Origin of the sequence: Sphingomonas sp. 22R3R2A-7 (assembly GCF_036856055.1) — a bacterium.
Lineage (GTDB): Bacteria > Pseudomonadota > Alphaproteobacteria > Sphingomonadales > Sphingomonadaceae > Sphingomonas.
In genome coordinates, this window is sequence record NZ_JASPFR010000001.1 from 1423853 (window position 1) to 1436674 (window position 12822).

Annotated in this window: 9 protein-coding genes, 1 tRNA gene and 1 pseudogene; 4 read left to right on the plus strand and 7 right to left on the minus strand. The window is 65.7% G+C overall.

Going from position 1 to position 12822, the window contains the following annotated elements; translation table 11 throughout:
* Positions 1-34: 34 nt before the first annotated feature.
* Both QP165_RS06910 and phaR read right to left on the minus strand, forming a co-directional pair.
* Positions 35-220: a hypothetical protein gene (locus QP165_RS06910; protein ID WP_056016541.1), complete on the minus strand. Its 186-nt coding sequence runs from the start codon at positions 218-220 to the stop codon at positions 35-37.
* Position 221: 1 nt separating this feature from the next.
* Positions 222-788 carry a polyhydroxyalkanoate synthesis repressor PhaR gene (phaR, locus tag QP165_RS06915; RefSeq protein ID WP_333994711.1) on the minus strand — a complete coding sequence of 189 codons (567 nt, stop codon included), beginning with the start codon at positions 786-788 and terminating at the stop codon, positions 222-224.
* Between the two features lie 90 nt (positions 789-878).
* Between phaR and QP165_RS06920 the strand changes: the two genes are divergently transcribed.
* The 3 genes and pseudogenes from QP165_RS06920 to QP165_RS06930 all read left to right on the plus strand — a co-directional run bounded on the left by QP165_RS06920 (position 879) and on the right by QP165_RS06930 (position 6404).
* Positions 879-1883 carry an alpha/beta fold hydrolase gene (locus QP165_RS06920; RefSeq protein WP_333994713.1) on the plus strand — a complete coding sequence of 335 codons (1005 nt, stop codon included), beginning with the start codon at positions 879-881 and terminating at the stop codon, positions 1881-1883.
* Positions 1884-1904: 21 nt separating this feature from the next.
* Positions 1905-3088 (plus strand): annotated as a pseudogene (locus tag QP165_RS06925) (acetyl-CoA C-acetyltransferase).
* Positions 3089-3278: 190 nt separating this feature from the next.
* Positions 3279-6404: a TonB-dependent receptor domain-containing protein gene (locus QP165_RS06930; RefSeq protein WP_333994715.1), complete on the plus strand. Its 3126-nt coding sequence runs from the start codon at positions 3279-3281 to the stop codon at positions 6402-6404.
* An 80-nt stretch (positions 6405-6484) separates the two neighbouring features.
* On the opposite strand, the gene alr is transcribed toward QP165_RS06930, so the two are convergent.
* The 5 genes from alr to cpdR all read right to left on the minus strand — a co-directional run bounded on the left by alr (position 6485) and on the right by cpdR (position 11770).
* Positions 6485-7513: an alanine racemase gene (gene alr / locus QP165_RS06935; RefSeq protein ID WP_333996967.1), complete on the minus strand. Its 1029-nt coding sequence runs from the start codon at positions 7511-7513 to the stop codon at positions 6485-6487.
* Positions 7514-7657: 144 nt separating this feature from the next.
* Complete coding sequence (locus QP165_RS06940; RefSeq protein WP_333994716.1) at positions 7658-9742, minus strand: TonB-dependent receptor; 2085 nt, start codon at positions 9740-9742, stop codon at positions 7658-7660.
* A 112-nt stretch (positions 9743-9854) separates the two neighbouring features.
* A complete protein-coding gene (locus QP165_RS06945) occupies positions 9855-11039 on the minus strand; it encodes an acetyl-CoA C-acyltransferase (RefSeq protein WP_333994719.1) in 1185 nt (394 codons plus the stop codon).
* Positions 11040-11264: 225 nt separating this feature from the next.
* Positions 11265-11339, minus strand: a tRNA-Val gene (locus tag QP165_RS06950).
* Between the two features lie 44 nt (positions 11340-11383).
* The gene (gene cpdR, locus QP165_RS06955) at positions 11384-11770 is read right to left on the minus strand and encodes a cell cycle two-component system response regulator CpdR (protein ID WP_333996968.1); all 387 of its coding nucleotides are present in this window, start codon (positions 11768-11770) and stop codon (positions 11384-11386) included.
* A 68-nt stretch (positions 11771-11838) separates the two neighbouring features.
* Here cpdR and QP165_RS06960 point away from each other — a divergent pair, with 68 nt between their 5' ends.
* Entirely contained in the window at positions 11839-12723 is an 885-nt protein-coding gene (locus QP165_RS06960; protein WP_333994721.1) for an N-formylglutamate amidohydrolase, read from the plus strand.
* The last annotated feature ends 99 nt before the right edge of the window (positions 12724-12822 follow it).

Genomic DNA, 12822 nt, shown 5'->3' on the forward strand with positions numbered 1-12822 from the left:
GCATCTGGCCCGACCGCGCGACAGCCATCGCGCGCTATCGTTTGAAGATCAGCCCCACCGTGACGGCCAGGCCGATGAGCGCAACCATCTGAACGGTCGGCCAGTCGATCCAGCCGACCGCATCGGGATCGCGCCGCAAGCGGCGGCGGCGCGCGCCCAGCCCGGCCGCCACGGCGAGCGCGGCACACCCGCCACTCGCTGCCCACAGACCCATCGCCATGTCAGGATCCGAGCTTCTCGACCTTGTCCTGGAGATTGGCGAGTTCCGACCGCAGCGCAGCGATCTCGTCGTCCTTGCTCGCTGCGGGCTTGGTCCCTGGCGCACCCGGCGCGGCAGCGCCGTTTGCGGGTGCGAACGCCTGAGCGGCAACATCGAACATCGCGATGTTGCGCTTGGCGATGTCGGCGAACGGCGAATGTGCAAACGCACCCTCGACCGCAGACTTGAACTGTTCCTGATTCCGACGGAAACTGTCCATCGAAGCCTCGAGATACCCCGGCACCATCTTCTGCATGGAGTCGCCGTACATCGAGATAAGCTGACGGAGAAAATTGACGGGCAACATCGTCTCGCCGCGGCTTTCTTCCTCCATGATGATCTGCGTGAGGACGTTGTGCGTGATATCCTCATCGGTTTTGGCATCGACGACCTTGAAGTCGCGCCCTTCGCGCGTCATCGTCGCGAGATGCTCCAGCGTGATGTACGATGACGTCTCGGTATTATACAGTCGCCTGTTGGCGTACTTCTTGATGACGACAAGCCCGTCTACCGTGCCTTGCTTCTTCATATGCAGCCCCTCCACGTGACTAGACCGAACGCTACGCGCTTTGACATTGCGCCGCAACATGGTCCACGCCCGCTGCCCCTGTTCCTCAAAATGCTGCGCAGCGAAACCGCAGCATCGGCGGCGACACGGGCTGCCGCGCTCGCGGGCCTTAGGGCATTCCAGTCGGCACCCCGCGCCGCGCCGATGCCCGCCCGCCCGGTGCTCGACGCGGTGGGGCGGGTGACGCTGCGGAGCTATGGCGACCCGTCGGCGGGGAAACCGACGATCGTCGTCGTCCCATCGCTCATCAACCCCGCGGCAATCCTCGACCTGTCCGAACAGACGTCGCTCATGCAATGGCTGGCAGGCCGAGGGTGGCAGGCTTGCCTCGTCGATTGGGGAAATCCGGGCGATGCGGATAGTCATCTCGACCTGACCGCGCATGTCGAGCAGCTGCTCGTGCCGCTGCTGCGGCGTTTCGCGACGCCGCCGGTCGTGGTGGGCTATTGCCTGGGCGGGACGCTCGCGATGGCAGCAGCCACAGCGATGCCCCTGGCCGGGCTCGCCACGATCGCCGCACCATGGCATTTTGCAGGATATGGCGCCCCCGCACGCGCCGACATGGCGAGGCTGTGGCGCGCGGCCAAACCCTTTGCAAAGGCGCTCGACCTCCTGCCGATGGAGGTGCTGCAAAGCGGGTTCTGGCGGCTCGCGCCGGCGCAGACGATCGCCAAATACGCGGCCTTTGCCGATCTCGTCCCCGACAGCGACGCGGCGCGCGCGTTCGTCCGGCTCGAGGACTGGGCCAATGGCGGTGCACCGCTGCCGCGCGCCGCCGCCGCAGCGTTGTTCGAGGATATGATCGCCGCCGATCTCCCGGGACGCGGCCTGTGGCGCATCGGCAACCGCCGTATCGATCCTGCCGCGCTGTCCTGCCCCGCCGTCGAGTTCGTCTCGCGGAACGATGCGATCGTGCCTGCCGCTACCGCAGCGGGGCTACGCGACCGCCGCGACGTCGCTGCGGGGCATGTCGGGATGATCGTGGGGAGCAAGGCGCGCGATCAGCTCTGGGAGCCATTGGCGAACTGGATTGGCGCGCTCGAGGCGCCTACATAAAACAAAACGAAAGGACCCGTCATGACCAGCAGCCCGAACGACATCGTCATCACCGCGGCCAAGCGCACCCCCGTTGGCAGTTTCCTTGGCGCGTTCGCCGCGGTACCGGCGCACGAGCTCGGCCGGATCGCGATCGAGGCCGCGCTCGAACAGGCAGGCGTCGCAGGTGCCGACGTGTCCGAAGTGATCCTTGGGCAGGTGCTGACCGCCGCGCAGGGCCAGAACCCGGCGCGCCAGGCATCGATGGCGGCGGGGGTCCCGAAAGAGGTCCCGGCATGGGGCGTTAATCAGGTCTGCGGCTCGGGTCTGCGCGCGGTGGCGCTCGCGTGCCAGGCGATCCAGACCGGCGATGCGACGATCGTCGTCGCCGGCGGACAGGAATCGATGTCGCTTTCCGCGCATGCGCAGTCGATCCGCGGCGGCCAGAAGATGGGCAATCTCAGCCTCGTCGACACGATGGTGAGCGACGGCCTGACCGACGTCTTCAACGGCTATCACATGGGCATCACGGCCGAAAATCTTGCCGAGCAATATCAGGTCACACGCGGTGACCAGGACGCCTTTTCGGTCGGCTCACAGAACAAGGCGGAGGCTGCGCGCAGTTCCGGGCGCTTCGCCGACGAGATCGCGCCGGTGACGATCAAGGGTCGCAAGGGCGACGTCGTGGTGTCCGACGACGAATATATCCGCGCAGGCGCGACGATCGAAAGCGTTTCGGGGTGCGGCCCGCGTTCAAGAAGGACGGCACCGTGACCGCGGCGAATGCGAGCGGCCTGAACGACGGTGCGGCCGCGCTGGTGATGATGCGCCGCGACGAGGCCGAACGCCGCGGCACGCCCGTCTCTGGCGACGATCCGGAGCTGGGCGTCGGCGGGGTCGACCCCTCGGTCATGGGGATCGGTCCGGTCCCCGCCACCCGGCGCGCGCTCGAGAAGGCCGGTTGGCAGATCGGCGACCTCGACCTGATCGAAGCCAATGAGGCGTTCGCCGCGCAGGCGCTCTCGGTCGGCAAGGAGCTTGGCTGGGACGCGGACAAGGTGAACGTCAACGGTGGCGCGATCGCGATCGGTCATCCGATCGGCGCAAGCGGCGCACGCGTGCTGACCACGCTGATCTACGAAATGCTCAAGCGCGATGCCAGGAAGGGTCTCGCGACGCTGTGCATCGGCGGCGGCATGGGCATCGCCATGTGTCTCGAGCGATAATCGACTAAGCCAAATCGACGAAGGTGAAACGAACATGACGGAATCGTGACGTTTTTGTCACAATTGAAAACCAAACCTGTCCCGTTCCTATCGTTTCGCCGCCTTCGGCCTTGCACCCAAACGCATTTTTGGCGTTTTGTGATCCCCTAGCGGCAAAAATGCCGACCAAAGGGGACCATAATTGTTAAAAGTGCGCAATTTTCTTACGGCGACCATCCTCGCATCCGGCGTGCTGTTGCCAGCAGCAGTACAGGCACAGACAGCACCGTCCGCCACCGACGGCACCGTGATGGAGACAGGCACACAAGTCGCGGAAGAGGCCGCGGCGGCGCCTGCGGACGATGTCATCGTCGTGACGGGATCGCGTATCGTGCGCCCAAACCTGGACTCGGCATCACCGATTACGTCGCTTAGCGCGCAGGAACTGACGCAGACCGGCGACGTCTCGCTTGGCGACACGCTGAACAAGCTGCCCGCGTTGCGCGCGACGTTCAGCGGCTCCAACTCGACGCGTAACATCGGTACCGCAGGCGTAAGCATCCTGGATCTTCGCGGCCTGGGCACCAATCGAACGCTCGTGGTGGTCAACGGCCGTCGTCACGTCACGACGACGCCTGGCAACGCAAATGTCGACATCAACACGATTCCCGTCGACCTGATCGAACGCGTCGACGTCGTCACGGGCGGTAATTCCGCAGTTTACGGGTCGGATGCCGTCGCAGGCGCCGTCAACTTCGTCCTGAAGCGCAACTATGACGGTCTGCGCATACGCGGGCAGAGCGGCATCACGCCCCGCGGCGATCGGCCTTCCTACTTCGGCAGCATAACGGGCGGAAAGAATTTCGCGGATGATCGCGGCAACATCGCGGCGTCGCTCGAATACAGCCAGAATGATCCTCTCTATTTTACCGACCGGCGGCGGTACAGCGACGGGCGTCGTCAGTTCAACCTGACCGAAAACGTGCTCAACGAACCGGGCAGCGGCAACGGCGTTCCCGACACGACCTTCCTGACAAACGTACGCAACATCGCGATCTCCGAGGGCGGCGCGATAACGTCGGCCTGCCCGACGGCCGTGGCGGGCGATGCCGCCAACGCAGCGCGACGCGCGTTCAATTGCACCGGCGAAACCAGCAACACGGGTGCAGCACTCGGCCGCGTCTTCGTCTTCGATAACGGCGGGAACCTCGTCCCGAACAACGTCGTCAAGGACTTCCGACCATTTGGTTCGGGCAATGCCATTGGCGGGCTCGGTTCGACGCAGCGTTTGACCGGCCAGCTTCAGCCGGGCGTGAAGCGCTATTCGGCGAACGTCCTGGCGCATTATGACGTCTCCGACGCGTTCCGTCCTTTCGTCGAAGCAAAATATGTTCGTATCGATGCCATTCAGGAGGGTCAGCCGACCTTTCTTCAGGGCACACTGCCCGCGCTCTACAGCGTCAACAACCCGTTCCTGACGGATCAGGCACGCTCGGTCCTGGCGCAGACGCTGGCACCCGGCGCGACGTCGTTCACGGCGCAGCGGATCAATGTCGACTTCGGCGCACGAGGCGAAAATCATCGGCGGGAAACCTATCGGATCGTCGCTGGCGTCGAGGGCACGTTCAACACCGACTGGCGCTACGAAGCGTCGTTCAACTACGGGCATCTCGATACATTCTACACGACGCGCGGCAACGTGAATGTCGAGCGGTTTCGCAACTCGCAAAACGCGGTTCGTAACGCCGCCGGCAACATCGTTTGCGGCATCAACGCCGACGGCATCACGGGCAATGACGACGCGAGCTGCGTCCCTGTGAACCTGTTCGGGCTTGGCGCGCCCAGCGCAGAGGCGTTGAACTACTTTGTGGTGAATTCCAGCCGCCGACAGAAAGCCGACCAGTACGATGCGACGGCATTCGTATCGGGCGACCTGTCGCAATTGTTCGAGCTTCCGGGCGGTCCGGTCGCCTTCTCGATCGGTGGCGAATATCGGCGTGAGACCGCCTATTCGGCATTTGACGAGGTCACGCGGAGCGGCGCGACATTCCTCAACGCCATTCCGGTCTTCGATCCGCCCGCGCAGGTGGTGAAGGAAGCTTTCGGCGAGATCCGTATCCCGCTGTTGAAGGACGTTCCGTTCTTCAACGAACTGACGATCGATGGCGCGGGTCGTATCTCGAATTACAACATCGGCCAGACCGGAACCGTTTACACCTATAACGCGGGTCTCACCTGGTCGCCGATCCGCGACGTCCGCTTCCGCGGCAGCTATGCTCGCGCGGTGCGTGCGCCCACCCAGTCGGATCTGTTCGCGGCCCCGAGCCAGACATTCCTCAACGGTCTGGTCGACCCCTGCAGCCAGAACAACATCCGCAACAATCCCAACCGCACGGCCAATTGCGCCGCCGCGGGTGTTCCGACGACGCAGACCTTCAACGGCATTACCGAACCTTTCACCAATGTCCCCACGGCGGGCATCAGTGGTCTGAACGGCAGCAACCAGAACCTGCGCGAGGAAACGGCCGACAGCTTTACTGGCGGTTTCATCCTTCAGCCCAGCGCAATCCCAGGCCTAACGCTGTCCGTCGATTATTATAACATCACGATCGACAACGTGATCTTTGCGCTCGCGCCGCAGACGATCATCAACCAGTGCTATGACAGCCCGAGCGGCATCAACAACCAGTATTGCGCCGCGCTCACGCGCAACCCCAATGGTACCTTCGCTGGCCAGACCGGCGTCACCAATGGCGGCGTACAGGTGTCGTTCCCGGCAACGGGTCAGTCGTTCCTTTCGGGTCCCTTCAATTTCGCGAAGCAAAAGACCTCCGGTATCGACGCCGACCTGAGCTACAGCCGTGATATCGGTGGCGCCAAGGTAACGGTGCGCGGCATCGTCAGCTATCTGATCAATCGCGACAACTACACGGATATCAATACGCCGACCTTCATCGACCAGCAGAAGTTCGAGGTCGGTGACCCCGAATGGTCCGGGTCGTTCACGACGAACGTGGATTTCGGCGTGTTCGATCTGAACTACAACATGCGCTATATCGGCAAGCAGACGGTCGCCGCGGAGTATGAAACGCAGAACTCGGTTCAGGGCCGTCCTGCTCGTGATCCGGATGCGTTCCCGTTCGTCTTCTATCCCGACGTGACCTATCACAACGTCCGGATTGGCGCGGACGTGAACGAAAAGTTCCGCTTCTACGCCGGCATGGACAACGTCTTTGATCGCCAGCCGCCCTACGACCTCACCGGCACGACGGGAGCCCAGGGCATCTACGAGAATGTCGGCCGGTTCATGTACGCCGGGTTTGAAGCCAAGTTCTAAGACACGGATCGTTGTATACTCGGGTCGCCTCCAGTCAGGCGGCCCGTTTTTTGTCACCGCGACGAAAGCGACGAACCGGATCAAGTCCAGAAGCGATCGTATCGGCTGCCCAGGCTCGTCAACAATTCATATTGCGACATCTGGCTGCTGGCGGCTGCCGTCGGCAGGTCGAAGTCGAGCGATATCCATTCGCCCTCCGCGATCGGCCCGGCATCGGTGACGTCGATGGCAAGCAGGTCCATCGACACGCGCCCGACAACGGGGGCAGGATTGCCGGACGCAAGCGCGACTCCGCGATCCGAGAACCCTCGAAAATACCCGTCGGCATAGCCGAGATTGACGATCGCGACGATGCTGTCGCGGCCGGCGGTCCATGTCGCGTTATATCCCACGGTCTGACCGGCCGGCACCGTGCGACATTGCAGAACCTGCGCTTCGGGACTCGCCACCGTCTCTATCCGGCTCGCGTATTCCGCCCGCGGCACGCCGCCATAGAGTGCAAGTCCGGGACGCGTGAGATCGAACGCATAGCCCTCCCCCAGCGCGATCCCTGCGGAGTTCGCCAGACTCATCCGCCGCGCGCCTGTCGCGCCGCTCAACGCGGCGAAGCGATCGCGCTGGACGGCGTTCATCGGCGAGCGCTCGTCGGCGCAAGCGAGGTGGCTCATCACCGTTTCGATCGCGAGCCCGTCGAGCAATCCGTCCGCAATGTCGTCCGCCGAAACGCCAAGCCGGTTCATGCCCGTGTCGACCATCACATCGCATGCCCCGCCACCGGCGCCTTTCCACCGGGCGACCTGCGCGGGTGTGTTCAGGACGGGGCGGGCAAAGCCTGCGAGCGCGGCGGGCATGTCCTCGGCGCGGAGGCCGTGCAGCACCGAGACGGTCAGGCCGAGCGGTGCCAGTTCGGCGGCTTCCTGCCAGTTCGAGACGAAAAAGTCGCGACAGCCCGCCTGAGCGAGACGGGCGGCGACCTGCGTCGCGCCGAGCCCGTACCCATTGGCCTTGACCGCCGCACCGCAGGCGGCGGTCCCGCTCATGCGATCGAGCGTCTGCCAGTTGCGGACAAGAGCGTCGCCGTCGAGGCGCAGGCGGAGCGGGGCAGGAATGTCGATCACCCGCGCGGGATAGTGCGGTCGCGCGGCATCGTCGATGACCTTCGGACCCGGCGGTGCGGGTTCACGCCCATCCGAGCGGTGGCTCTGCCCCCGGCCACGCGGGCACCGCCCCCTCAAGGCCGCGCCGCATGCGTGCTATCGAAGCGCGTAGCGCAACCCGAGCCATAGAGTGCGGGGCGTCGCGCGCTCGACCACCGTACCGCTGCTGATCCCCGCCTCGACGATCTTGTCGAGGAGGTTCTCCGCGCGGGCTTCGATCGTGAGCGCGCGGGTCAGCGGCATTGCGGCAAAGGCATCGATCGTCGTCGCCGGATCGAGACTGCGGCTGTTCTGGTCGTCATCGAACTGGCGTGCGACATGGCGCAGCGTCAGCGACAGCGCGGCGGCGTCGCGGTGCCAGTCGACCGTGCCCGACAGCTGATCGCGCGGTGTCTGCGCGGGGCGAAGGCCGTCCAGGGGCAGGGCAGCCCCCGACGCGTCGACGCGCGATACGACATGCGACCATGACGCCCGCAGCCCGAACGGCCCCGGGCGATACGCGGCATCGAGCTCGAAGCCATGCGCACGGATGGCCTCGAGGTTGCGCCGGACGCGCGACGCGCTGGTCGCGGTCGTCGACAAGGTCACGTTGGCGATCGCGTCGTCGAGCTGGTTGTAGAAATAGGTCGCCGACAGCGTTCCGCCGCGTACGGGCGCGAGCGTCACGCCCCCCTCGACGCCCGTCAGACGCTCGGGCGCGAGCATCGGATTCGCTGCGGTCGTATCGTTGCCGACACGGAATGGCCGGTACAGCTCGTTGAGCGTCGGCAGCCGCCAGCCGCGATAGCCTGCGACGCGCAGCGTGACCGCGTCCGTTGGCGTGTAGGCTATACCCGCCCGCCCCGTGAGCTCGCTTCCATCGCGATCCGCATAGCGGAGGTTGGCCAGCGGCAGACCGCCAGCGACGGGGCGCTCGGAAAGATAGCCGTCCTCGATCTGCCACCAGTCGATCCGCCCGCCCGCGCTGAAGGTCAGGTCGCCGGCAACGACGCTGCCGTCGGCAAATATGCCGGCGGTCACCGAATGGCCTCCCGCCTCGCGACGCCGGGTGGGATTGCCCCCTGAAAAGAAGAACAGCTCCTGCGTCTTGCCCCGCACGTCGCGCACATCGGCACCGATCCGCACCGTGACCGCTTCGCCGAGTGGCGGTGCGATCTCCATGCGTGCGCCAAGCCCGGTTGCCGGGGTGTTGTACTGGTCGAGAGACTGGGCCGTCGTCGTGCGTGTCGCGTTGATGCTGCCAAAGCTCGACGCGAACGATCGGGTCTGAAGATAGCCGAGCAGCGAATAGCCCCAGCGGCCACGTCCCACCAGCCGGACACTGGCGTCTGCGCCCTCGCTGCGGTTGGCGGTGAAATCACTCCCGCGGTCGCGCGTGTCGCTGAACGCGCTGGCGTTCACCTGAAGCTCGGTGGTCGAATCCAGCCCGACCACCGTGCGGATCGCGCCCGATGCCTGTTCGTACGGCGCAGGCCGGTCGACGGGCCCCCGCGATGACGCAACGGTCGGGGTAAAGCCGTCGCCCCGCGCATACGCACCGGACAGGACCGCGAAACCGGCCCCGCGGACCAGCGATGCGGAGCCCTGCGCGTCGACCGCGTCGCGGCTGCCATAGGCGATCCGCGCCTCGAGCGGCGCAAGCTGGTCGGGTGTCGCGCTTTCGAGTTCGACCGTGCCCGCCAGTGCGCCCGGCCCCTGATATCCGCTGCCGCCACCACGCGTGACGCGGATCTGTCCCAGCCGTCCGGTCGCATAGGCGGGAAATGCCACCCAGCCGCCAAAGGGATCCGCCTGGGGAACGCCGTCGAAGACGAGCAGCGCACGGCTCGACGCATTGCCGCCGATCCCGCGCAGCGAGATCCCCTGACTCGTCGGGTTCGCACTGCGCGAATCGGAGCGTCGGAATTGCTGAAGGCCTGCGACGTCGGCCAGCACGCTCTCGAGACGATTGCTCGCATTGGCCGCGATCCGGTCGCGGTCGATCGTGACGATGTCGAATGCGCGATCGCCGGGCGCCGTGCCGAGGCCCCGTCCCGTAACCAGGATAACCGGCGGTTCGTCGGCACGCGTCGCGATCGGCGACGGTTCACCGTCCTGAGCGGTCTGCGCGGCACCCTCTGCGGGTATCAGCGCAGGAGACAAAAGGAGGGCGGCGGCGGCACGCAACGCAGGTCTGATCATGCCCGGGCGCATGCCGGTTCGCACCGCACCGCGAAACCCCCTTTGCGCAATTAAAGGTCGCTCGTCCTCGCGTCTGAGGGGCCGCCGCCACGCAGCGGCGCCCCCTGCCCCATCAGACCAGTTCGACTGCGATCGCGGTCGCCTCGCCGCCACCGATGCAAAGCGCGGCAACGCCGGTCTTCAGCCCGCGCGCCTTCAGCGCGGCGACCAGCGTCGCGATGATCCGCGCACCGCTGGCACCGATCGGATGACCGAGCGCGGTGGCACCACCATTCACGTTCAGCTTGTCGCGCGGGATGCCGAGTTCGCGCATCGCGATCATCGCGACCGTGGCGAACGCCTCGTTCACCTCGAACAGATCGACATCCTCGACGCGCCATCCGGCCCGATCGAGCACCTTCCGGATGGCCGATACGGGCGCGGTGGTGAACTGGGCCGGCGCATGCGCATGTGCCGCGGTCGCGACGATCCGCGCCTCCTGCGAAAGACCAAGCTTCGCGGCGACGCTCGAACGGGTCAGCACGAGCGCAGCCGCACCATCGGAGATCGAGGCCGACGTCGCCGCGGTGATCGTGCCGCCTTTCGCAAAAGCAGGCTTCAGCCCCGGAATCTTGTCCGGCTTGGCCTTGCCCGGCTGTTCGTCCTCGACCACCTCGACGTCGCCGCCGCGCGTCTTGACCGTAACCGGCACGACCTCTGCGCGAAAATGCCCGTCGGTGACCGCCGCGGTCGCACGCGCCAGGCTTTCCAGCGCGAACGCGTCCTGTTCGAGCCGCGTGAACTGATAGATCGCCGCGGTGTCCTCGGCGAACGCGCCCATCGGCTTGCCCTTTTCATAGGCGTCCTCGAGGCCGTCCATCATCATCGAATCGGACACGACGTCATGGCCGATCCGTGCGCCGGACCGATGCTTGGCGAGCAGGAACGGCGCGTTGGTCATGCTTTCCATGCCGCCCGCGACGACGACGTCGACGGTACCCGCCTTGAGCGCCTCGAACCCCATGATCGCGGCCTGCATCCCCGACCCACACATCTTGTTGACGGTGGTCGCCTCGACGGAGTCGGGCAGGCCTGCGCCGAGCGCCGCCTGACGCGCGGGCGCCTGACCAAGCCCGGCCGGCAGGACGCACCCCATGTAGATCCGGTCGATCTGCGCGGGGTCGACGCCCGAACGCTCGACCGCGGCCCTGACCGCGGTGGCTCCCAGTTCGGTCGCGGACACGTTCGCGAGCGCCCCCTGAAACCCGCCCATCGGCGTACGAGCAAAGCTGGCAATGATGATCGGATCGTCGGTCATGCTGAATACCCTGCAGAAGCCCGCGACGCGACGATCACGGCGCGCCGCCTGGCCCCAAGGCCCGGGCACCACCGTCATCCACGCCGCACGAGCGTTTGTGATGGCTCCAAGCCCTACGCGCGGGCCATGGCCTGTCAAGATACCCGGCGACCTGACCGGCGCTCGTGCGCGACATGCTGTAAAACGAAAAAACCCCGGAGGTCCGAAGACCCCCGGGGCTTTCAATGGTGGGCGTGGCAAGGATTGAACTTGCGACCCCTGCGATGTCAACACAGTGCTCTACCACTGAGCTACACGCCCGCCGGAGGGCTCCACTAGGCGAGGATTCCGCGGGGTGCAAGCGCTCAATTCAAGCCGGTGACATTATCCATTTCGAAAAGCCGATCGACCTCCGCCACCAGGTCGCGCAGGTGGAACGGCTTCGACAGCACGCGCGCCTGCGGCATCGTCTTTCCGGCCTTCAGCGTGACGGCGGCAAAGCCGGTGATGAACATCACGCGAAGATCCTTGCACATCTCGCCAGCGCGCTGCGCGAGTTCGATGCCGTCCATCTCGGGCATGACGATATCGGTCAGCAGCAGGTCGAAGCTTTCCGTCTCGAGCAACGGAATCGCCGCGGTCCCGCGATCGACCGCGGTCACGGCATAGCCCGAGCGTTGCAACGCCCGCGTCAGATATTCGCGCATGACCTGATCGTCCTCGGCCAGCAGGATTCTGCAACATCGATATATTCCCGTGATGAGGCGCCGCGTTACCCCAGAATCGGTTAAGATTTCCAGATCGTTTGCCCGCGATCACGATGCCCCCTACCCTGTATGCGATGCCAGACTCCTCGTTCGACCGCTTCGGCCAGACGCCGCCGACCAGCCCCGTGGTGATTTCGGTCCCGCACGCGGGACGCGAGTATCCGCCCGAGCTGGTGACGGCGCTGCGCGTCCCGCTCTCGGCGGTCATGACGCTGGAGGATCGACGCATCGACGCCGTCGCGATCGCCGCACGACACGATGAGACGATGATCGTCCAGACGCGTGCACGCGCTTGGATCGACCTGAACCGAAGCGAGATGGAACGCGACCCGCGCGTCGACGAAGGCGCCGACCCGACCGCCCAGCCAAAGCCCTCCGCCAAGCTGCGCAGCGGTTTGGGGCTCGTGCCGCGTCGCGCGAGTGCTGCCAGCGACCTGTGGCGGCGACGGTTCACCGACGCCGATATCGTTCGCCGGATCGAACAGGATTACCGCCCCTACCATGCCGCGGTCGGTGACGCGCTCGCCGCCGCGCACGCCAGGTTCGGGATCGCGGTGCTGCTCGACGTGCACTCCATGCCGCCGCTGTCGGCAAGCGGCAGCGGCGGCAATCCGCCGCCCAGGGTGGTCATCGGCGACCGGTTCGGCCGAAGCACCGCCGCGCGGTTCGTAGCCCGGCTGCAGGCCGAAGCAGAGGATGCGCGCCTGCCGGTCGCGATCAACGCCCCCTATGCCGGCGGGCACATTCTGAAGCGCCACGGACGGCCATCGACCGGGATCCATGCCCTGCAGCTCGAGTTCGATCGATCGCTCTATCTCGATCGCCAATTCGATGGGCTTGGTACGGGTTTCGACCGGGTCGCGCACCTGCTGAAAGCGATGCTCGCGGCGCTGGGCGACGAGGCTCAGGCAACACCCAGACTGGCGGCGGCAGAATAGGCCGGGGGCCGGGGACCAAAAAAACCACCTCGCACATGATAGCGCGAGGTGGCCTAGGTTCAGGGAGGAGGTACGCTAGAAGCGTACCGTACGGCGCCG